Annotated in this window: 16 protein-coding genes; 8 read left to right on the forward strand and 8 right to left on the reverse strand. The window is 47.2% G+C overall.

Translation table 11 applies throughout. From position 1 onward, the window contains the following. Positions 1–3: 3 nt before the first annotated feature. On the forward strand, positions 4–1,326 hold the full coding sequence (locus tag ELAC_RS00595; RefSeq protein ID WP_098037332.1) for a tetratricopeptide repeat protein: 1,323 nt from the start codon (positions 4–6) through the stop codon (positions 1,324–1,326). Continuing rightward, the gene (locus tag ELAC_RS00600) at positions 1,323–1,655 is read left to right on the forward strand and encodes a hypothetical protein (RefSeq protein WP_098037333.1); all 333 of its coding nucleotides are present in this window, start codon (positions 1,323–1,325) and stop codon (positions 1,653–1,655) included. Before ELAC_RS00595 ends, ELAC_RS00600 begins: the two co-directional genes overlap by 4 nt. Before the next feature lie 4 nt (positions 1,656–1,659). Here ELAC_RS00600 and rsmD read toward each other — a convergent pair whose 3' ends face one another. The 8 genes from rsmD to ELAC_RS00640 all read right to left on the reverse strand — a co-directional run bounded on the left by rsmD (position 1,660) and on the right by ELAC_RS00640 (position 9,470). Then, positions 1,660–2,229 carry a 16S rRNA (guanine(966)-N(2))-methyltransferase RsmD gene (rsmD, locus tag ELAC_RS00605; RefSeq protein WP_098037334.1) on the reverse strand — a complete coding sequence of 190 codons (570 nt, stop codon included), beginning with the start codon at positions 2,227–2,229 and terminating at the stop codon, positions 1,660–1,662. A 101-nt stretch (positions 2,230–2,330) separates the two neighbouring features. Continuing rightward, a complete protein-coding gene (locus ELAC_RS00610) occupies positions 2,331–2,780 on the reverse strand; it encodes a YiiD C-terminal domain-containing protein (protein WP_098037335.1) in 450 nt (149 codons plus the stop codon). Positions 2,781–2,861: 81 nt separating this feature from the next. Next, the gene (locus ELAC_RS00615) at positions 2,862–3,284 is read right to left on the reverse strand and encodes a hypothetical protein (protein ID WP_098037336.1); all 423 of its coding nucleotides are present in this window, start codon (positions 3,282–3,284) and stop codon (positions 2,862–2,864) included. Between the two features lie 14 nt (positions 3,285–3,298). Further along, positions 3,299–5,140, reverse strand: coding sequence for a DUF4864 domain-containing protein (locus ELAC_RS00620; protein ID WP_098037337.1), 1,842 nt, complete (start codon positions 5,138–5,140; stop codon positions 3,299–3,301). A 272-nt stretch (positions 5,141–5,412) separates the two neighbouring features. Beyond that, positions 5,413–6,456: a tetratricopeptide repeat protein gene (locus ELAC_RS00625; RefSeq protein WP_098037338.1), complete on the reverse strand. Its 1,044-nt coding sequence runs from the start codon at positions 6,454–6,456 to the stop codon at positions 5,413–5,415. Positions 6,457–6,649: 193 nt separating this feature from the next. Continuing rightward, a complete protein-coding gene (locus ELAC_RS00630; RefSeq protein WP_098037339.1) occupies positions 6,650–7,159 on the reverse strand; it encodes an NUDIX hydrolase in 510 nt (169 codons plus the stop codon). 112 nt (positions 7,160–7,271) lie between these two features. Next, positions 7,272–8,201: a DMT family transporter gene (locus ELAC_RS00635; RefSeq protein WP_098037340.1), complete on the reverse strand. Its 930-nt coding sequence runs from the start codon at positions 8,199–8,201 to the stop codon at positions 7,272–7,274. A 72-nt stretch (positions 8,202–8,273) separates the two neighbouring features. Further along, positions 8,274–9,470: an MFS transporter gene (locus tag ELAC_RS00640; RefSeq protein WP_098037341.1), complete on the reverse strand. Its 1,197-nt coding sequence runs from the start codon at positions 9,468–9,470 to the stop codon at positions 8,274–8,276. Between the two features lie 613 nt (positions 9,471–10,083). Between ELAC_RS00640 and ELAC_RS00645 the strand changes: the two genes are divergently transcribed. The 6 genes from ELAC_RS00645 (at position 10,084) to ELAC_RS00670 (ending at position 16,106) form a co-directional block, all read left to right on the forward strand. Continuing rightward, on the forward strand, positions 10,084–11,730 hold the full coding sequence (locus ELAC_RS00645) for a glycoside hydrolase family 3 protein (protein WP_158227765.1): 1,647 nt from the start codon (positions 10,084–10,086) through the stop codon (positions 11,728–11,730). Between the two features lie 172 nt (positions 11,731–11,902). Continuing rightward, positions 11,903–12,358 (forward strand): hypothetical protein, encoded by a 456-nt coding sequence (locus ELAC_RS00650; RefSeq protein ID WP_098037343.1) that lies wholly within the window; start codon positions 11,903–11,905, stop codon positions 12,356–12,358. Positions 12,359–12,434: 76 nt separating this feature from the next. Continuing rightward, positions 12,435–12,881, forward strand: a complete 447-nt coding sequence (locus ELAC_RS00655) for a hypothetical protein (RefSeq protein WP_098037344.1) — start codon at positions 12,435–12,437, stop codon at positions 12,879–12,881. Between the two features lie 284 nt (positions 12,882–13,165). Continuing rightward, positions 13,166–14,032 (forward strand): MNIO family bufferin maturase, encoded by an 867-nt coding sequence (gene bufB, locus ELAC_RS00660; RefSeq protein ID WP_098037345.1) that lies wholly within the window; start codon positions 13,166–13,168, stop codon positions 14,030–14,032. Then, complete coding sequence (locus ELAC_RS00665) at positions 14,026–14,910, forward strand: HvfC/BufC N-terminal domain-containing protein (protein ID WP_098037346.1); 885 nt, start codon at positions 14,026–14,028, stop codon at positions 14,908–14,910. Before bufB ends, ELAC_RS00665 begins: the two co-directional genes overlap by 7 nt. Further along, entirely contained in the window at positions 14,907–16,106 is a 1,200-nt protein-coding gene (locus tag ELAC_RS00670; RefSeq protein WP_158227766.1) for an MFS transporter, read from the forward strand. The genes ELAC_RS00665 and ELAC_RS00670 overlap by 4 nt, the downstream gene beginning before the upstream one ends. Positions 16,107–16,128: the final 22 nt, after the last annotated feature.

A 16,128-nucleotide genomic window follows, 5' to 3' on the forward strand; every position in this document is an offset into this window, starting at 1 on the left:
CCTATGTTCTTGGTAATTTTTAGCTTCCTGCTTTTCCTTTTTGCCGGTTCCGCCAGCTGTGAAGAAGAGACAGCCAACGCAAATTTCGAGAGAGGGGAGGCCGCAGATGCGTTTGTTGCTTTTCAACGCGATAAAGAAATTCAGGATGCAGAAAAAATCCCCTACGCAAAAGCTGCCTTCTATGTCAGGCGGTTTGATATCGCAAAAGCGGTTCTCTCAGGCATTCCCCTGGAGGAGCGGCTAACAAAAAATCTGGAACCGCTGCTGATTGAATGTCTTTTCAGAACTGCAAACAAAGACGAGGCCGCAAAGGAGGGTAAACTGATCCTTGATGCTCCTTTGAAAGAGAAGGTGGCTGCGGCAGCGGTTTTTGCCTATTTCGGAGAGGGTGATCGCGCGAAAGATCTGCTCGGTGAAAGCGTCAGTCTGACTCAGCCGGCTTTTGTCGTCAATTACGTCAAGATCTTGATCTACACTCTCCAGTATGACAAGGCGGAATCGATCATTAAGGAGAATATGCCCATCTTCGAATCGACTGGGGAGGGGCTTTTGACCTACGCCGAGTTTTTGGCCAGGCAATCCAAGATGGAAGAGGCGATCGGCGCCGCGGAAAAAGGGGCTCTTCTGGAACCGGACAATCCCAGGATTACTCTTTTTCTAGAAGAGAGAGAAGACAGACTCTCGCTTCTTAAAGAAAAGACAGCTTTAATCAAAGAGAGAATAAACGGCGGGACAAACCTGACCCTTAAATTGTCATACCTGCGTATGCTGGTCAACATTGTCCTGCTTGAAATCCGCAGCGGAGCCGGTGTTGAAGAGGATCTGAAAGAAGCGAATAAGGTTCTGGAGGAAATGAATGAACTGAAGGAGCTGCCAGAGATCTTTCTGCTCAAGGGAATCGTGCTCTGGTATGAGGGGTTGAGACAGGCCGGCAAATCATCCATCGTCAAGTCGCTCGGTCTCGATCCCTCCTACGGCCTCGCTTCCCAAATCCTTGCGGCCTTCTACCGGTTTCTGAAAGACCTCTCATCGGCGAAAACGACTCTCGAGGAGGGAAAGCCCTATAACCTGCAGAACGCCTCCTATTTCGGCCAGCTTTCAAGAGTGTACTTAGATCTTGGCGACCTAAAAAATGCGCTGATTGCTATAGAATATGCTATCGCTGTCAATCCCAATAATGCCGAGTTAATGTCCACCAAAGGCAAAATTTTATTGCAGATGAATGAACCGGAAAAAGCAAAAGAGACGATTGAAAAGGCGCTTTCAATCAACCCTAAAGAGCCTCTCGCCATCGAAATCAAAGGTAAACTGAAGGATAAACCATGACCCCTCCAATATGCTACGGCTGCGGCAAGTCCGTGGAGAGTGAAATGACAGGCGGCAAAATCCCCTTCAGAGCCGTTTGTCCAGCGTGTTTAAGATCCCTGCACTCATGCCTGGCCTGCCGGCACTACAAAAGGGGAGCTCCAAACGACTGCGATGTTCCTGACATCGAGCCGGTCAAAGAGAAAGACGCCCCCAACTTTTGCGAAGAGTTCTCCCCCTTGTTTGCGGTGAGGGAGAAAAAAAACTCCGTTTCAGACATCGAAAGCAAGCTCTTTGGCTCCACGGGAAACATCAAAAAGAAAGACCCCAAGGATCTGTTCAAGGATTGATATTCTACGTATTTTGAAAAATATAGAGAACGCTCTTGCCAAAGGGGCGCATCTCGACAAACTGCAGCCCTAGCCCTTCCACCTCATCTAAAGAGGCTTTTCTATCTTCCTCGATGATTAGAAGCCCTCCCTTTTTAAGAAGGGAGCCGGAAGCCACGGCTTTAAGCACCTCATGAGAGAGCAGGCCATTTTTTGACTCCTCCAGATAGGGTGGGTCGGCGTAGATAAAATCAAAGGAGTCGCCCCCTTCCGCCAGACTTTTAATCGCCTTGAGGCAGTCCTTGCGAATCAGCCTGGCCCTGGAAACCACTTCAAGGCTTTTAATATTATCTTCGATGCAATTGACGGCATACTTGCCGTTTTCCACCAAAACGGCGCTAACAGCCCCTCTGGAAAGCGCTTCAAGCCCCATCGCTCCGCTGCCGGCAAAAAGATCGAGAAACTTAGCCCCTTCAATGGAGTGTTGTATCATATTGAAGACAGCCTGTCTGACCATGCCTGTGGTTGGCCTTGTGCTCTCTCCCCTGGGAGTTTTTAAAACTCTTCTTTTGAATGTACCCGAAAAAATGTGCATGACTTGTTGTTTGGATTAAAGTTTGATGACATGGCCTAAGAGCCTGTATTAAAACTCAAATAGGTACGCTTTGCTGCCTAATTGAGTTTGTGAACAGTCTTCTAAACAGCTACTTTTACTGCTGCGAAATCACCATTATAGTCGACAGCGAGATGGCCGTCTTGGAAAATTTTCGCAGAAAGACGTATACGGCTCTTGCCAAACTTTAAATAACCCTGTTCAAAGCGCTTCCAAACTTTACTATCGTCCTGTGCGGCTATGCAAATGATGTCGGAAGTTACCGGCCGAAGATAGAGGATGTGGCTTTCGGAGATAACCAGATCAGCCTTTCCTCTTAAGGTTACGGAATTCAAAAATGCAAGGCTCCAGCAAGAGAGCGTAGCGATGGTATGCAGACTGCCTCCGAAAGCCGTTTTTTTGTGATTGATATTCTCCTGCAAGGGAGCGGTAAGAACGACCCGGTTTAATGACGCCATTTCCACTTGCACCTTCATACATCTGGTAAGGGGGATATTGTCATGGAGGTATTTTTGTAGCTCTTCATGGTTCATGAAATATACCGAAGTGTCTCAAAATTTGGGGGTTGGCAAAGAGAAAGCTAAATTTTAAGGTGCTTTGAACATAATCCGTCACTAATAACGCGCATCATTTTTATAGAGAGGGTAGGCTACTATACTCTCGACGAGCCATTTTTTTCTGTTTCTTACCAGATCAATGTGGATAGCCATTTTTTCCCCTTCCTTCGAGCCAATCTCGCCCTCATAGACTCCGCGCGTTTCGTTTGCCTTGGTCACCCCCATACGCACTGTTTTATTCTCCCTCAAGGCAGGAACGTTGGAGAGGAAAAGAAGAAAATCGGAAAAGCACATGCAGTTTTTGAAATTGGGTGTTGTCAAAGAGGAGTAAACTTCGTAGAGATCCCCCTCTCGTATGCCGATGATCACTTCATCGACTGTATGTAAAATTCCATAGGTATCATAGTAGGCGTCTGCCGAGGAGCTCCCCGAAGACACTAAGCAAGCGAGGACCAGTAGGAGATGAAGTATCGATTTCATAAGTTCAACTTCTCCTATGGCATTGATTCAATCAAGAAGCTGTGCTTGCCTCTTCTGTCCGAGATGAGCAACTCGTACTTGCCGGTAGCCAGGCTCCCATCAGGGATGGTGATGAAGAGAGGCAATGAACCCTTTCCCCCTTTATCCAGCACAAATTTTTTCTCACCCAAGCGATGCCCGCTCTCGAGATGAATCAGCTGTATTCCCAGCACTTCTCCCTTTGCCGCCCCTTCAAAATTCAAGATGGCCTGCAGGGTGCTGAGGGAGCTCTTGACTCTATAAGTTCCCTGCGCCGACTTCTCGCCATTTAAAAGTTCCAGGGCAAGATCCAGATTAGCGCCTTCAACCTCTTCCTCGCTGTCATCACTGGAAATATCAAGCACTTTGATTCCAACGACTTTCCATTTGCTCTCTTCTTTGACTAGATCAAATTCCAAAACCTCGGGGGAACTCTCTTCGCCTGAGACAAACTCGACTTTGACAATGGCCTTATCATTAAGTGTTGCCCTTTCAAACAGCTTGGCAGTCCATGAAGACTTAAAAAAAGGGGACACCTCGACAAAATTCTTAAACTCTTCAAACGATGTGACCTTCTTAAAATCTTGGGCCATCGAAAGATCGTACGCCTCTTGCAGCTTCCCCTCCTGGATGACTCTCAGCAGATGCGAAACGAAACGTTGGTCTTCTTCAGCGTTAGGCTGCCCATCTTCCAGAACTTGCCTGACTTCCATTCCCCAAATTTTCCATTCGTCATTTTCTTTAAAAAGAGTGAAATCCACTGCGTAGACGTCTCCAGCTTCCTGAATTTCGACAAGAGCTTTCCCAATATTGCGGTCGATCCATTTCTTTGTTTTCGATCCCTCGTTTTTTTCGAAAAAGGGATGTTCTTTGATAAAGGAGTCGAATTCAATCTTTGAAGTGCCGGCTTTAAACGCTTTGCTGGTCAACTCGTAAGCCTCTTCCAACTTTCCCGATGAGAGAAGGGCGAGCTGTTTTTGAACGGCTCTTTCAATACTTTGCAAATCCTCGGACGATATCTCTTTGGGGTTCTCAACCGGGAGAACCTGCATACTGAAAATTTTCCATCTGCCCTTATCCTGAATCATCTCATAGACTAATTTCATGCTTTTCGAGGGTGTATAGACGGCAAGCTCCACCGTCGCCTGCCCCCCTCTTGAGTTGACTTCTATAAACTCCTCATGGCGGCTCTCCTGAATCTCGGGAAACGAACCTAAAAATCGTTTAAAATTATCGATCGGAGTCGCTGATTTAAACTCGTCGGCCGTTTCCTCAAAATAGGCGTTATCCAAAGCACCGTTTCTTATAGCCCTCAACTGGGCCATTATCGGCACTCTCACCTCTTCCAACACTTTCTGCTTCTCTAGGGCTTTAACAGAAGCGCCTGCCTCAAAACGGTCGATTTTCCATTCGTCATCTTCCTTGACAAGCCAAAGAGTGAAAGGGGCCTGAAATCCATCTGTAGTTGTGATAAACCCCTTCAGCGTGCCTTTACCCTCTGCCGCTTCATTGGATTGGATGTGCAAAGAGCCCATCTTCTCAAAGAGCAGGTTGCCCTTCACCGAGGCAACAAAATTTTTCAGGGATGTTTCCTTTTGAAACCCTGCCGAGGTATAAGTGTAGTAGGCATTTGTTAAATTCCCCGTCCTGACTGTTTCCAGATACTCTTTGGCAGTTTTCAGAAGTTCATCTTCTTCCTGGGACCAATTGTAATAGGTAAAAACACCTCCTATGAACAAAAGAAGGAGAAGGATAAGGCTATAGGGAGAACGCCTCTTTGCAACCTGAACATTTGAATTTTCAGCATCATTTTGATCGGCGTGACCGCTTTCGTCCATAATACAACCTGCATTTCGATAAAAAATCGCCCACCGCACAAACCACGTCAGGCCGGTGTTCTTTAAGCAATATATTTGAGTTATACCTAAAGTGTCTCAAAATTTGGCCTGGAAACTTTGCGAAAGACTCAGAACCAAAAGATCACAAGTCAGCTAATATTAGAAGCATGAAATGACTTATATCGAAAGTACCTCAAAAATCAACATGAGGGGTTAGACAAAGCCAAATTTTGAGACACTTTCAGTCTACTGTTTCAAATCACGAACAAAATTTAAATCGAATTCCATGAACCGTAATACTTAATCAGCTCTTCGGCTTTTGTATAATTTGACGCTCTCAGCTCCTCATATATCCGAAGCCCCTTTCCATTCATGCCCTGCGAGAAATAGAGTTTGCCCAATTTGAAAAGACTTTCCTTATCGTCGGGTCTAAGCCTGATGATCGCCTCCCACTCCCCGATCTCTTCAAGCGGCATGTTCAGATCGTGATAGCTGTAGGCCAATTGTGAGTGAACCCAAGTATCGTTCGGAGCATAGCTCTCCAAAATTTTAAATTCCTCTATTGCCCTTTTGGCGATTAGGCTGAATTTTTCTTTAAGAGCCGGAGTGTATTTATTTGCCGGGATCCATATCTCGCTGTCGTATCCTTCCGACTCCCTTGGGTCATGGTAGAGATTCGAAAGGTTGATATAGGCGCTTGCCAAAGATGCGTGTACCTCCAGATTGGTCGGCTCACAACGGATCAGCTTCAGATGCTCTTCGATTGAGCGCTTGAGAAGCATCTCTTTCATCTGATGGAAGTCCTGCCAAAAAAGGTTGCAGCTAATTTTTTCGCAGGTTGGTGAAAAAGCACTGAAAATCATGGGAGGCTTAAAGAATGCATACTCCCTCCTGTTCAACGCTGCTGCCATTTTACTAAAGGCAGTCGCAAGAGCATAGTGATGCTCGGGTATTCCCTCCCGGTATTTGATCAGGCTTTCTGCGCCCCGGGCAAACCGTTCAACAAAATCATCAAACTGTTCCGGCTTTTTGGCGATAAGATATGTCTTCAGTATAAAATAGGAAAACACGGTCAGAAAAATCAAAGACAGGGCAATCGCGACAAGCGAGGACTGTAAAAGAAAACCGAAGAATCCGAGCAAAAGCGAAACTTCGGTGGAAAGTAAAAGAAGAAAGAAGAGATTAAATCGCACGTACGAATTAACAACCCGGTCAAGACGCGGAACTAAAGATTGGATGACTTTTGTAAGCTCTTTAACAAATACTTCCTGGTCGAAACTTAAAAAATTGTCGCCATCGGCCTTTGAAGCAACCATAACCACTCTCAATTTCCCGCTTGGGATCCAGACTTTCAGCGCTTTGCAAACAACACAATATCAAGCGCTTGTAACACAAAACAAAACTTAGCCAAGTATAATAATACTTCTTAACCAAGTTCTTATACTTAAAGAGAGAGATCAAGACAATCTTTTTTTGAAAAGATTTGAATTAATTTATTCGGAACAGATTTTAGCCAATTTCACGGGGTGAGAAGGCAGGAGAGCAGCGCAGATATCTTTCTAAAATAACCTTACCACCTTCAATTAGGGGCAGATGTGCACTTGCTTCAGGGGTTTCCCAGCGATAGCTGCGATGCTCAGGAGAGAGGGTAATAGAGGGTGGTTTCAAAAATGGAACTTCAAAGCAGTGATAGAGATAATCGATATCTCTCTTACTGATATAGAGTGTAAACAGCAGTCTGGGACAGACCCCGTTGACAAGTCGAATCCCCGTCTCTTCGAACAATTCCCTTTCAAGGGTCTCTAGAGGTGTCTCACCTACTTCCATCTTGCCAGCCGGGGGAGCAAAAAAGCCGGCCTTCCCTTTCCCTTCCGCCCCTTCAAGCAATAGAAGTTTTCCGTCAGAGACCACGTGAGCGGCGGCAACTGCAGCTGTTTCCTCAAATCCCTCGGGGCGAGTGTCAAAAATACGGATTTTTCTTTCTGGATTCATGGCATTGGAGCCGGTCTTGAAACTCAAATAGGTATGCTTTGCTGCAGCCTAAGGCTTTACGCCAAATAGAGCAAACTAATGATACGACGTAGCTTCAAGACAAATTCTTAAAACTGAATATTCCTCTCAAGAATATCTTTTATACAGCCTCCTGAAGCTGTTTTTGCCTCTTTTCCCGCGCCAGGACCGCCAGCTCTTCCTGGTAGAAAATCGTAAGTCCTACGAAGACGATTCCGACAGAGGCGATGAACGGTGTCGTCACCTCTTCACCGAGGAAGAGGAAACCGAAAAGTGCTGTGAATATGGGTGTGGTAAAGCCGGCAAACGACATAAACGTTGCTGAGAAGCGCTTCAGAAGATATCCGTAAAGGTTGTAGCAGACCAAATTGGAGATAACGATCAGCGCAAGCGCCGCTTCAATAAAGGGCAGCCACGACTGCACTGGGTAGGGGTTCCAATCCTCGCTTATGTAGGAGTGTACTAGTGCCATGGCACCGCCTGCAAGCATGCTAAATCCATTGGCGATCATGGGAGAGTGTTGTCTTTCATTCACAACGACACGTAGTAAGATCCAGCCATACACGCTGCAGATCGTTGCCATCAAGACAGAGAGCTCCGCCCAGGAAAAGACAAAAAGGAGACCACCTTGAAGCTCCTCCTGCCCTTGTGCGAAAAGAATCGGCGCAAAGCCTCCAACGCCCACGACAAGTCCCAGCCACTTCTTCAGCGACAGTTTTTCAGAGAAGATAAAATAGGATAACAAGGCCGACAGAAAGGGGGAGAGACTATAGATAAAGCAGGTTTTAAAAGACGTGAGATACTTAAGGCCCCAAAACTCGAACACATTTGTCAGGTAGATGTTAAATAGAGCCAGCTTCAGAAAGGGAAGCCAATCTTTTCGGATATCGAGTTTCTCAGGATTTTTATACCACTGATAGGCCAGAATAAGGATTCCGGCGAGGAACATACGGCTTCCGACCAAGAAAAAGGGAGAGGCATATTCTAGCCCGAACTTGGCAATTACAAAGACACTGGCAAAGAGAGCATATAATAAAAAAACAAGAGCCATAAAAATCTATTTTTAAAAATAAGAATATTTTATCTCTTCTAAAATTAATTTAAAAGAAGATTTTCTGAATGTCTAGGCAAGCACCTGCGTTACAGGTTCCTCGGCCACCTCTTCTCGTTTACCGGGGAGCAATATTCCAGCGAAAATGGCGATCAGGAAAGCCAGTCCCAAAATGGCCATCGATTTAGCAGGCGCATCATCTGTAAAAAGCTTGGTGAGAAGACCGCTGCCTCCCTGCCCAACGCCTTCCGCGATGATCCAGACAAAACCCATGAGCATGGCGCTGACAACACCCGGTTTTTCCGGCATTAGTTTATAACCATAAGCTACCGAGACAGGGTTGATCACTCCGATCGAAGCACCCAGCAAGGTCAAGGCGACTGCGAGAAAAACAGGGTCCAGATCCCGGAAGAAAAGAACCGAGTAAAAAAGGAGCGCTCCGCAAGAGCAGGCTGTGATGAGTACGTTCTTATAGGAGAAACGGTCGGCCAGCCATCCGCTGGGTATGATCATCAGAGCTCCTCCCATGCAATAGAAGAAATGACCTCCCCCAAGGGCTATGCCGTTTTCATAACCTCGCGCTTTTAAAATATCAGGGAGAAGAAAAATAAATGCCCACACGACAGTTTGGCTGGACAGCTGCAGGAAGTAGAGGAGCGAAAGCTCCCTGTGCCTGAAAAAATCGCGCAAGGTGCTCAGGGAAATCCCTCCCCGCCCCTCTTTTTTCTCCGTTTTTGGCAGAAGGCCGAAGTAGACCACGCTGAGTGATAGGAGGATAAAGGGAAGGATTAAAACCCAGGTGTTGCCACCCAGGGAATTTAAGGCAAAAGTATATCCAAGCTGGCTGACAGCCATTCCAAGAGAGCCTCCCGATGCAAAAATCGCAATCAGAATGCCTTTCTTTGTTTTACTGAAAGACCCTGCAAGGCTGACAGCCGCCGGGTGAAAAGCACCCGAGGCTATGCTGGCGATGAGCAGAATGCAAAAAAGCGAGACCAGACCGGAAGCAAAAGGGAAAAAACAGGGAGCGGAGACACATAAAAGGGACAATACGATCAAAGTGTTGCGATACCCTCTGTCAGACATCTGTCCAAACAACAGCTGCAACCCCTCTCCTGTCATGACGCACACAGCTGTCATTATTCCAACAACGGCCAAATCCAACTCAGCAATTGTTTTGTAGACAGGCCACACCCCTATCATGAAATCCACTAAAAAATGCGACAGCCACAGGATGAAAAGCGGAAGGCCGATTTTTTGCGATGACATACATTCCCTCAAATCATGCGTAAAAATTTTACACTAATCCGCCATAAAAATAAATCTAAATCAGTCACAGCTAATACCATGTGACTGATAGACAGCCTCAAAGAGTCTTGCTGCCACCCCCTTTTTCCCTAAACAAACGATCCGTCCTCGCCCTTCCCTCCCAAAACCGAGGGCCCCTCGGACAGAAACCTGCTAAAACCCTGATACTCAATCTTCACCCTGTACTTATTCGCTTCGAGTTGTTATAAAAAATTTAATTAAATAATCGACTTAACAAAACAACGCGCAAGTATATACCGAAAGCACCTCAAAATTTGACCTGACCTTCAGAGGGATCTATGATTGTAAGTACATTTTTAAATCGCCAGGCGACTGCGCCCGTCGCAAGATTTGGTGAAACTGCCATTAAACTTTCCGGAAAAGTTCGCTTCTACCACCTGCTCGACTCCAAAAATCCAATCCCATACCTAAAGGCGAAATGATGACTGATTACAGAAAGCTCCTCGGCAAACGGCCATTCGTTCGCCACAACTGCCTGCCTTATATTCAAAGCATTACCCACAAAATCTTTCAAATTAAGACAAGCCCCAGGATATGCCCCCTCGGAAATAGATTGAGCTTCACATTCCTGAAGCTAATGCATTGGCTCGCTTTGATGCTCTCTGCCAACTCGTGCTATGGTGGCTTAATTGACGAGCTATCGCTGGAGGAGAAGGTAGGCCAGTTATTGATGGTGCATTTCTACGGACAGTCCGCCAACAAAGATTCCGACTATTTAATCCAAGACATCGGTGTCGGCGGGATTGTCTATTTCAACTGGTGCAATGAGCTGAAAAGTCCCATGCAGGTGCAGCAGCTGTCTAACACTTTGCAGGAGACGGCCAAGGCAACTTTGCACGGCATCCCCCTATTCATCTCCGTTGACCAAGAGGGCGGACCCATTAACCGCTTGAAAAACGGCTTTACCGCTTTCCCGAGCAACAGCGCGGTTGCCAAAACTAAAAACCCCTCTCTTGCCAAAAAAGCTGCGCTGGCAATCGGATCAGAGCTAAAAGCGGTGGGCATCAACATGACGCTGGGTCCTGTTGCAGACGTCAATGTCAATTTGGAAAATCCCATCATCGGGGTGCGTTCATTTGGTAAAGATCCACAAACCGTTGCCCTTTTTGCGCAAGAAGCCCTGCAGGGATACAAAGATGCCGGAGTCATTGCCGTTCTCAAACATTTTCCGGGCCATGGAGATGTAACTGTAGATTCCCATCAGTCGCTGCCTGTCATAAAGAAAAGTTTTGAAGAGCTATCCAACATCGAATTATACCCTTTTAGGGAACTGAAAGATAAGACACCCGCCATTATGACAGCGCACCTGATGGTTCCTTGCTTAGACCCTTCCTTTTGCACCACCCTCTCGCCCCTGATCACGACCGATCTGCTCAAAAAGCACCTCGGCTACTCCGGCCTTGTCATGACTGACTCTCTTGTTATGGGAGCCCTTTTGGAAAGCTGCCCCAACCACGTAGAGGCATCGATCAGGGCCTTTCTTGCCGGGGCAGACATCCTGATACTCGGCGGAAAGCGGTTTATAGACGAAACAGGTATCGAGTTTAATCTGGACGATATCAGAGAAATCCACGAAGGGTTGGTGGAAGCGGTTTGCCAGGGGCGGATACCTCTCAGTAAAATCAACGAGTCCGTTGAGAAAATTATCCATCTGAAAGAAGAGTACCGTCTTTTTTCCTTTGATTTGCCGGACGAGCGGGCAATCATCGAGGACGTGCAGACCGAAGCGAGTCGTTTGCTCGCCAAGGAGATTGCCGGGCTTTCACTAAAAACCGACGGGCATCCCGGCAGTTTTGCCATCCCCTTCTCTAACGCCACCATCGCTGTCTTCGCCCCTTCCATCGTACAATTCGATCTGGGTCGCACAAGCATCGTGAACTTAGGAAAAAAAACGACCCTATTCTACTACCCCACCCTTGATCCTACGCCGATGGATGTAGAAGCTGCGCTGCAAGTTGCCGCGGAATCAGAAATTTTGGTTCTTTGCACCTATAACGCATGGAAATACCAAGCGCAGCTCAACGTGGTCAAAGCACTCGCCGCACTAAAAAAAACTTTAATCATCTTGGCGCTACGTGACCCGCAAGATATTAGTTTTATTGGTGACACGAAAATGGTCATCACGACCTACAGCCCTGACAGCAACTCAATTCAAACCGCGATTGAAATGCTTTCAAGTAAACGTTACCAATGCGATTAAACAATAAACAAAAACGCGAATTTAATCTTCAAACACATAAAAAACAAAATAAATAAGCGCGTTTATAAAAAGAGAGGTTTCCAAAAAAAACTTGCGGGCAAGATTTCCTTTTGCTACAAGTCAAATTAGAATTTACCAACGCAAACAAATAACACTTTAAGGAGTGATTGCTATGAATAAACGCGACTTAAAATCCTTAGCTCTTATGGGAATCGCAAGCGGAGCGCTGATTGCCTCGCAGGCTGGAGCCGAAGAGATGACAATCAACGTGGAAACAACACTTGCAGCAGGATGCGGCGGCGGCGGCGCATGCGGTGGAGCAACTCCTCCCCCTCCACAACCGGGCAAAAATGGATCCAACTCCAACTATCAGCCAAGCAAATCTGGACACAGCTGCGGCGGACAGAGCAACTACAACTCTCAGCCCCAAAACACCAATAAATCCAATCAGGGCAGCAACTATTCCCAGAAGAATACACGCTACTCCAGACAGATCGCCGAAGGCGAGGAAACAGCGCCACCTGCAGGCGAAACAGTACAGCCGCCCAAGAAGGAAGGACAAAACGGTTGCGGCCAGCAAAACGGTTGTGGCGGCAAGAAACCTTCCCAGTACAGAACACGCAGCTAAACGAGACGTGTCTATTCCCGAAGCGTCTAAAGGCGCTTCGGGTTAATTCAACAGCAATCCAAGGGAGATGTGAATAATGAAAAAGCGTGATTTAAAGAAGCTGGCGCTATTGGGTCTTCTCAGCGGAGCCATGCTCTCCAAAGCTCCTCTTGCGGCAGCGGCAGGCCAAACGCCATCGACCACCAACGCCATCGAAGCTACGATCCAGGCAAACAACGAATCGAACATGAACTACCACCTCATGACCGAGGATGAGCTTCTTTTAGAATTAAGCCCTGAAGGAGAGGCCGATTACGACTCCTTGACTCCCGAAGGCAAGCAAATGGCCCAGCGGGTTGCCTCGCAAATGTGCAACGGAACAAATGAGTGCAAGGGACTTAACGCCTGTAAGACAGATAACAACGACTGCGCCGGCAAGGGTGCTTGCAAAGGGCAGGGTAAATGTGCCTTTTCAGACAAGAATTTGGCCGTAAAAGTCGTAAAAGAAAAGATGAAGGCGAAGCGAGCCGCGTTATCGAAGTAAGATAGTAGTCCTTTCCGCTTAAGTTTGGGCTGCATAAGCAATATTTATGCTCGATACCGGGCGTTACCCCGGGGCTTTGGCGCGACTGGAAGCTTAGCGACAAACAGAGGTCTTCTAAATACCCATGTGAGTGCGGTATTTTTTTTTAATGCTGCCGCACATCACAGACAAAGTGAATTATACCGATCAATACCCAAAGTGTCTCAAAATTCCAAATTTTGAGACACTTTGGGTATATTTGCCACACTACAACGACGCACGATTTGCCTCAAAACGAGTAGAAAATGAAACGACAAGAGATCCCCAACTTAGGGATAGGCATAGGACTACGCCCCTTCCACTACAATGATATTTTCACCTTAAAACCCGCCATCGACTGGTTCGAGATCATCAGCGAAAACTACATGGTCGAAGGCGGCGCGCCCCTCAAAAACCTGGAGAGGATCATGGAGCACTACCCCGTTGTGCAGCATGGAGTCTCCCTGGGAATAGGCAGTCCGGCCCCTCTGGATTACGACTATCTCAAACGTTTAAAGAAACTGACGAAGATCACGAAAACACCCTGGGTTTCCGACCATCTCTGCTGGGGACGAAGGCCCGGCGCCCATTATCATGACCTCCTACCGCTCCCCTACAAAAAAGAGGTCGTTAAATATGTCGCCGAAAGGGCCGCCATTGTCCAGGACTTCCTTGAGCTGCCTTTCGCCCTGGAAAACCTCTCGTCCTATGTCGCTTTTGTCGATGATGAGATGCCGGAGTGGGAATTCTATTCCGAAGTTGTCGAGAAAGCAGACGTCTTCATGATGTTAGACGTCAATAACGTCTACGTTTCATCCAGAAATCACGGGTTTGAGGCCGAAGAGTACATAAAAAACATCCCGATGGAAAGAGTGATCCAGATGCATATCGCGGGCCACACCGACCATGGAGACTATATCCTAGACACTCATGATAATTACGTGAAAGACGATGTTTGGAAACTCTACGAGATGGTCTACCAAAAAACAGGAGGAGTCTCCACCTTGCTCGAATGGGATGATAACTTCGTCTCTTTCGAAGAGACTTGGCAGGAGGCATTGAAGGCCAGACAATATCAGTCCTCGCTTCCAACTAAAACAAAAAATGAACCCCGGTGCGCACTCACATGCTAAAAGATGTGGAATCCCCCGCCTCACTCACTAAACTTCAGGCGTGGTTTGGGAATGTGATAACCCAGCCGATCGATGAATCAAGCAGCATCAATCCGCTGGCACCTTCCGGAAAACCGATTGAAGAGGAGGCTAAAGCTTTCATCAAGCCCAGCAAAACGCTCTCTCCCAAAGAGCGCATGCAGATCTACAATCAGCAGTACTGGTGGCGGCTTCTCAATATCATGCATGAAAATTTTCCCTTAGTCACACGCCTCTTCGGTTACTATGACTTCAACCAGACAATTGCCATTCCCTACCTCGAAAAACACCCCCCTGGCCACTGGTCTTTGGCAGTACTGGGAGAGACATTACCTCAATGGATAGAAGAGAAGTATCAAGAAGATGACAAAGCCCTTGTACTAGACGCAGCGCGGCTCGACTGGGCATTCAACATGAGTTTTTCGGCACGGGAACTCAAGCCGATTGATATTATCAAAGCGACAACAGAGGAAGAAGGAGGCCGTCTGCTGACTGAAAAAGTGATGCTCCAGCCTCACCTCTTTCTACTAGAATTAAAGTACGACCTGATTCCTTTCCGCAGTGCCCTCTTGAAAGAGGATGGCGATCATTTTGTGGACCACGACTTTCCCAAACTGAAAAAGCAAAAGAAGCATCTCGTTATCTACAGAACACCGGCTATGTTCATCGAATGGAAAGAGATCTCTGCCGAAGAGAGCGTGATTCTTGGAAGATTCAGGGAAGGCAGATCCATTGAAGATGTCTGCAGCTGGCTCGAAACTCAGCAAGGCCCTCTTCTGGCGGAAGCGGAGAAAAACCTTCTGCACTGGTTTCATGAGTGGACAGCGCTTAACTGGATCGGGCTGGTGAAATCCTCTTGAGACCGCTCACCGCATTAAATCTGACGCAGTTTTTCGGTGCTTTCAACGATAATCTGTTTAAATTCGCTTTGGTGTTTCTCTTTATCGATATCGAGGGGAAAGAAAAAAGCCACGAAATCTTAAGCTTGGCATCCGCCCTGTTTGTCTTGCCCTTCATTCTCCTGGGCGCTCCGGCGGGCCAGCTTACAGACAAATACAGCAAAAGCCGGTTTATCACACTCACCGCCCTTCTGGAACTAGGCATCATCTCTGCGGCATTTTTTGGAGTCGCCTATCGGCTAAAAGGGCTATCGTTTTTCCTTCTCTTCATGATGAGCGTCCAAAGCGCCCTGTTTGGCCCCGCCAAATACGGCATCATTCCCGAGTTGGTTGCTCCACAGGACATTTCAAGGGCCAACGGAGTGATCACGTCCTCCACCTTTTTGGCCATTATCTTTGGGAGCGGAGCTGCATCGCTGATATTAGACCTCTCAGGAAATAACTATACCCTCTTGATGCTGATTGCCATCTTAATCTCCACCTTGGGAGTTGCCGCCTCGCTTTTCATCCCTCATACGGCTCCGGCCAAGCACGATGGCCATTTCGACCCGTTCATCTTCCGCACCATAAGGCACGCCCTGTCAGGGATGAAAGAGAGAGGCCATGTCCTTACGGCAGCCCTGGCATCAGCCTATTTCCTCTTCATAGCCTCCTACATGCAGCTTAATATGATTCCCTTCGCGGTCGAGTCTCTCTCTCTTGATCCAACAGCCGGGGGCTACCTTTTCTTTCTCACTTCTCTGGGGATTGCTTCGGGCGCCTATGCAGTGGGGAATTACTCCGCCGGCAGGGTACATCTCGATTGGGTCGCCCCTTCCTGCATGTTGGTTGGAGCCGCTCTCATCTTACTTGATTTGCTATCGAATCATCTGTGGCTGGAGTTAATCCTCTTGCCGCTAGCAGGCTTTTTTGGCGGAATTTACCAAATTCCGATCGATGCCTACATCCAAGTGGCCAGTCCAAAAGAAAAAAGAGGGCTATATATCGGCACGACAAGCCTTCTCGGGTTCGTTGGAGTGCTGGTTTCTTCTGTGTTGATCTATGGACTGAAAGAGTGGGTGGGGTTTGCGGCAGATCAAGGGTTTACCTTGATGGGAATCGTGACTGTCTTAGTCGGTATTATTCTTCGGGGCTATTTAAAACTTCCCCGGACGTAAAGATCCGGGGAAGTTTCATCAG

Origin of the sequence: Estrella lausannensis, from assembly GCF_900000175.1 — a bacterium.
Lineage (GTDB): Bacteria > Chlamydiota > Chlamydiia > Chlamydiales > Criblamydiaceae > Estrella > Estrella lausannensis.

What these genes read in the sequence shown, in the direction of transcription:
- ELAC_RS00595 (WP_098037332.1), top strand. Translation starts at nt 4, where the DNA reads ATGTTCTTGGTAATTTTTAGCTTCCTGCTTTTCCTTTTTGCCGGTTCC.
- ELAC_RS00600 (WP_098037333.1), top strand. Translation starts at nt 1,323, where the DNA reads ATGACCCCTCCAATATGCTACGGCTGCGGCAAGTCCGTGGAGAGTGAA.
- rsmD (WP_098037334.1), bottom strand. Translation starts at nt 2,229, where the DNA reads ATGCACATTTTTTCGGGTACATTCAAAAGAAGAGTTTTAAAAACTCCC.
- ELAC_RS00610 (WP_098037335.1), bottom strand. Translation starts at nt 2,780, where the DNA reads ATGAACCATGAAGAGCTACAAAAATACCTCCATGACAATATCCCCCTT.
- ELAC_RS00615 (WP_098037336.1), bottom strand. Translation starts at nt 3,284, where the DNA reads ATGAAATCGATACTTCATCTCCTACTGGTCCTCGCTTGCTTAGTGTCT.
- ELAC_RS00620 (WP_098037337.1), bottom strand. Translation starts at nt 5,140, where the DNA reads ATGGACGAAAGCGGTCACGCCGATCAAAATGATGCTGAAAATTCAAAT.
- ELAC_RS00625 (WP_098037338.1), bottom strand. Translation starts at nt 6,456, where the DNA reads ATGGTTGCTTCAAAGGCCGATGGCGACAATTTTTTAAGTTTCGACCAG.
- ELAC_RS00635 (WP_098037340.1), bottom strand. Translation starts at nt 8,201, where the DNA reads ATGGCTCTTGTTTTTTTATTATATGCTCTCTTTGCCAGTGTCTTTGTA.
- ELAC_RS00640 (WP_098037341.1), bottom strand. Translation starts at nt 9,470, where the DNA reads ATGTCATCGCAAAAAATCGGCCTTCCGCTTTTCATCCTGTGGCTGTCG.
- ELAC_RS00650 (WP_098037343.1), top strand. Translation starts at nt 11,903, where the DNA reads ATGAATAAACGCGACTTAAAATCCTTAGCTCTTATGGGAATCGCAAGC.
- ELAC_RS00655 (WP_098037344.1), top strand. Translation starts at nt 12,435, where the DNA reads ATGAAAAAGCGTGATTTAAAGAAGCTGGCGCTATTGGGTCTTCTCAGC.
- bufB (WP_098037345.1), top strand. Translation starts at nt 13,166, where the DNA reads ATGAAACGACAAGAGATCCCCAACTTAGGGATAGGCATAGGACTACGC.
- ELAC_RS00665 (WP_098037346.1), top strand. Translation starts at nt 14,026, where the DNA reads ATGCTAAAAGATGTGGAATCCCCCGCCTCACTCACTAAACTTCAGGCG.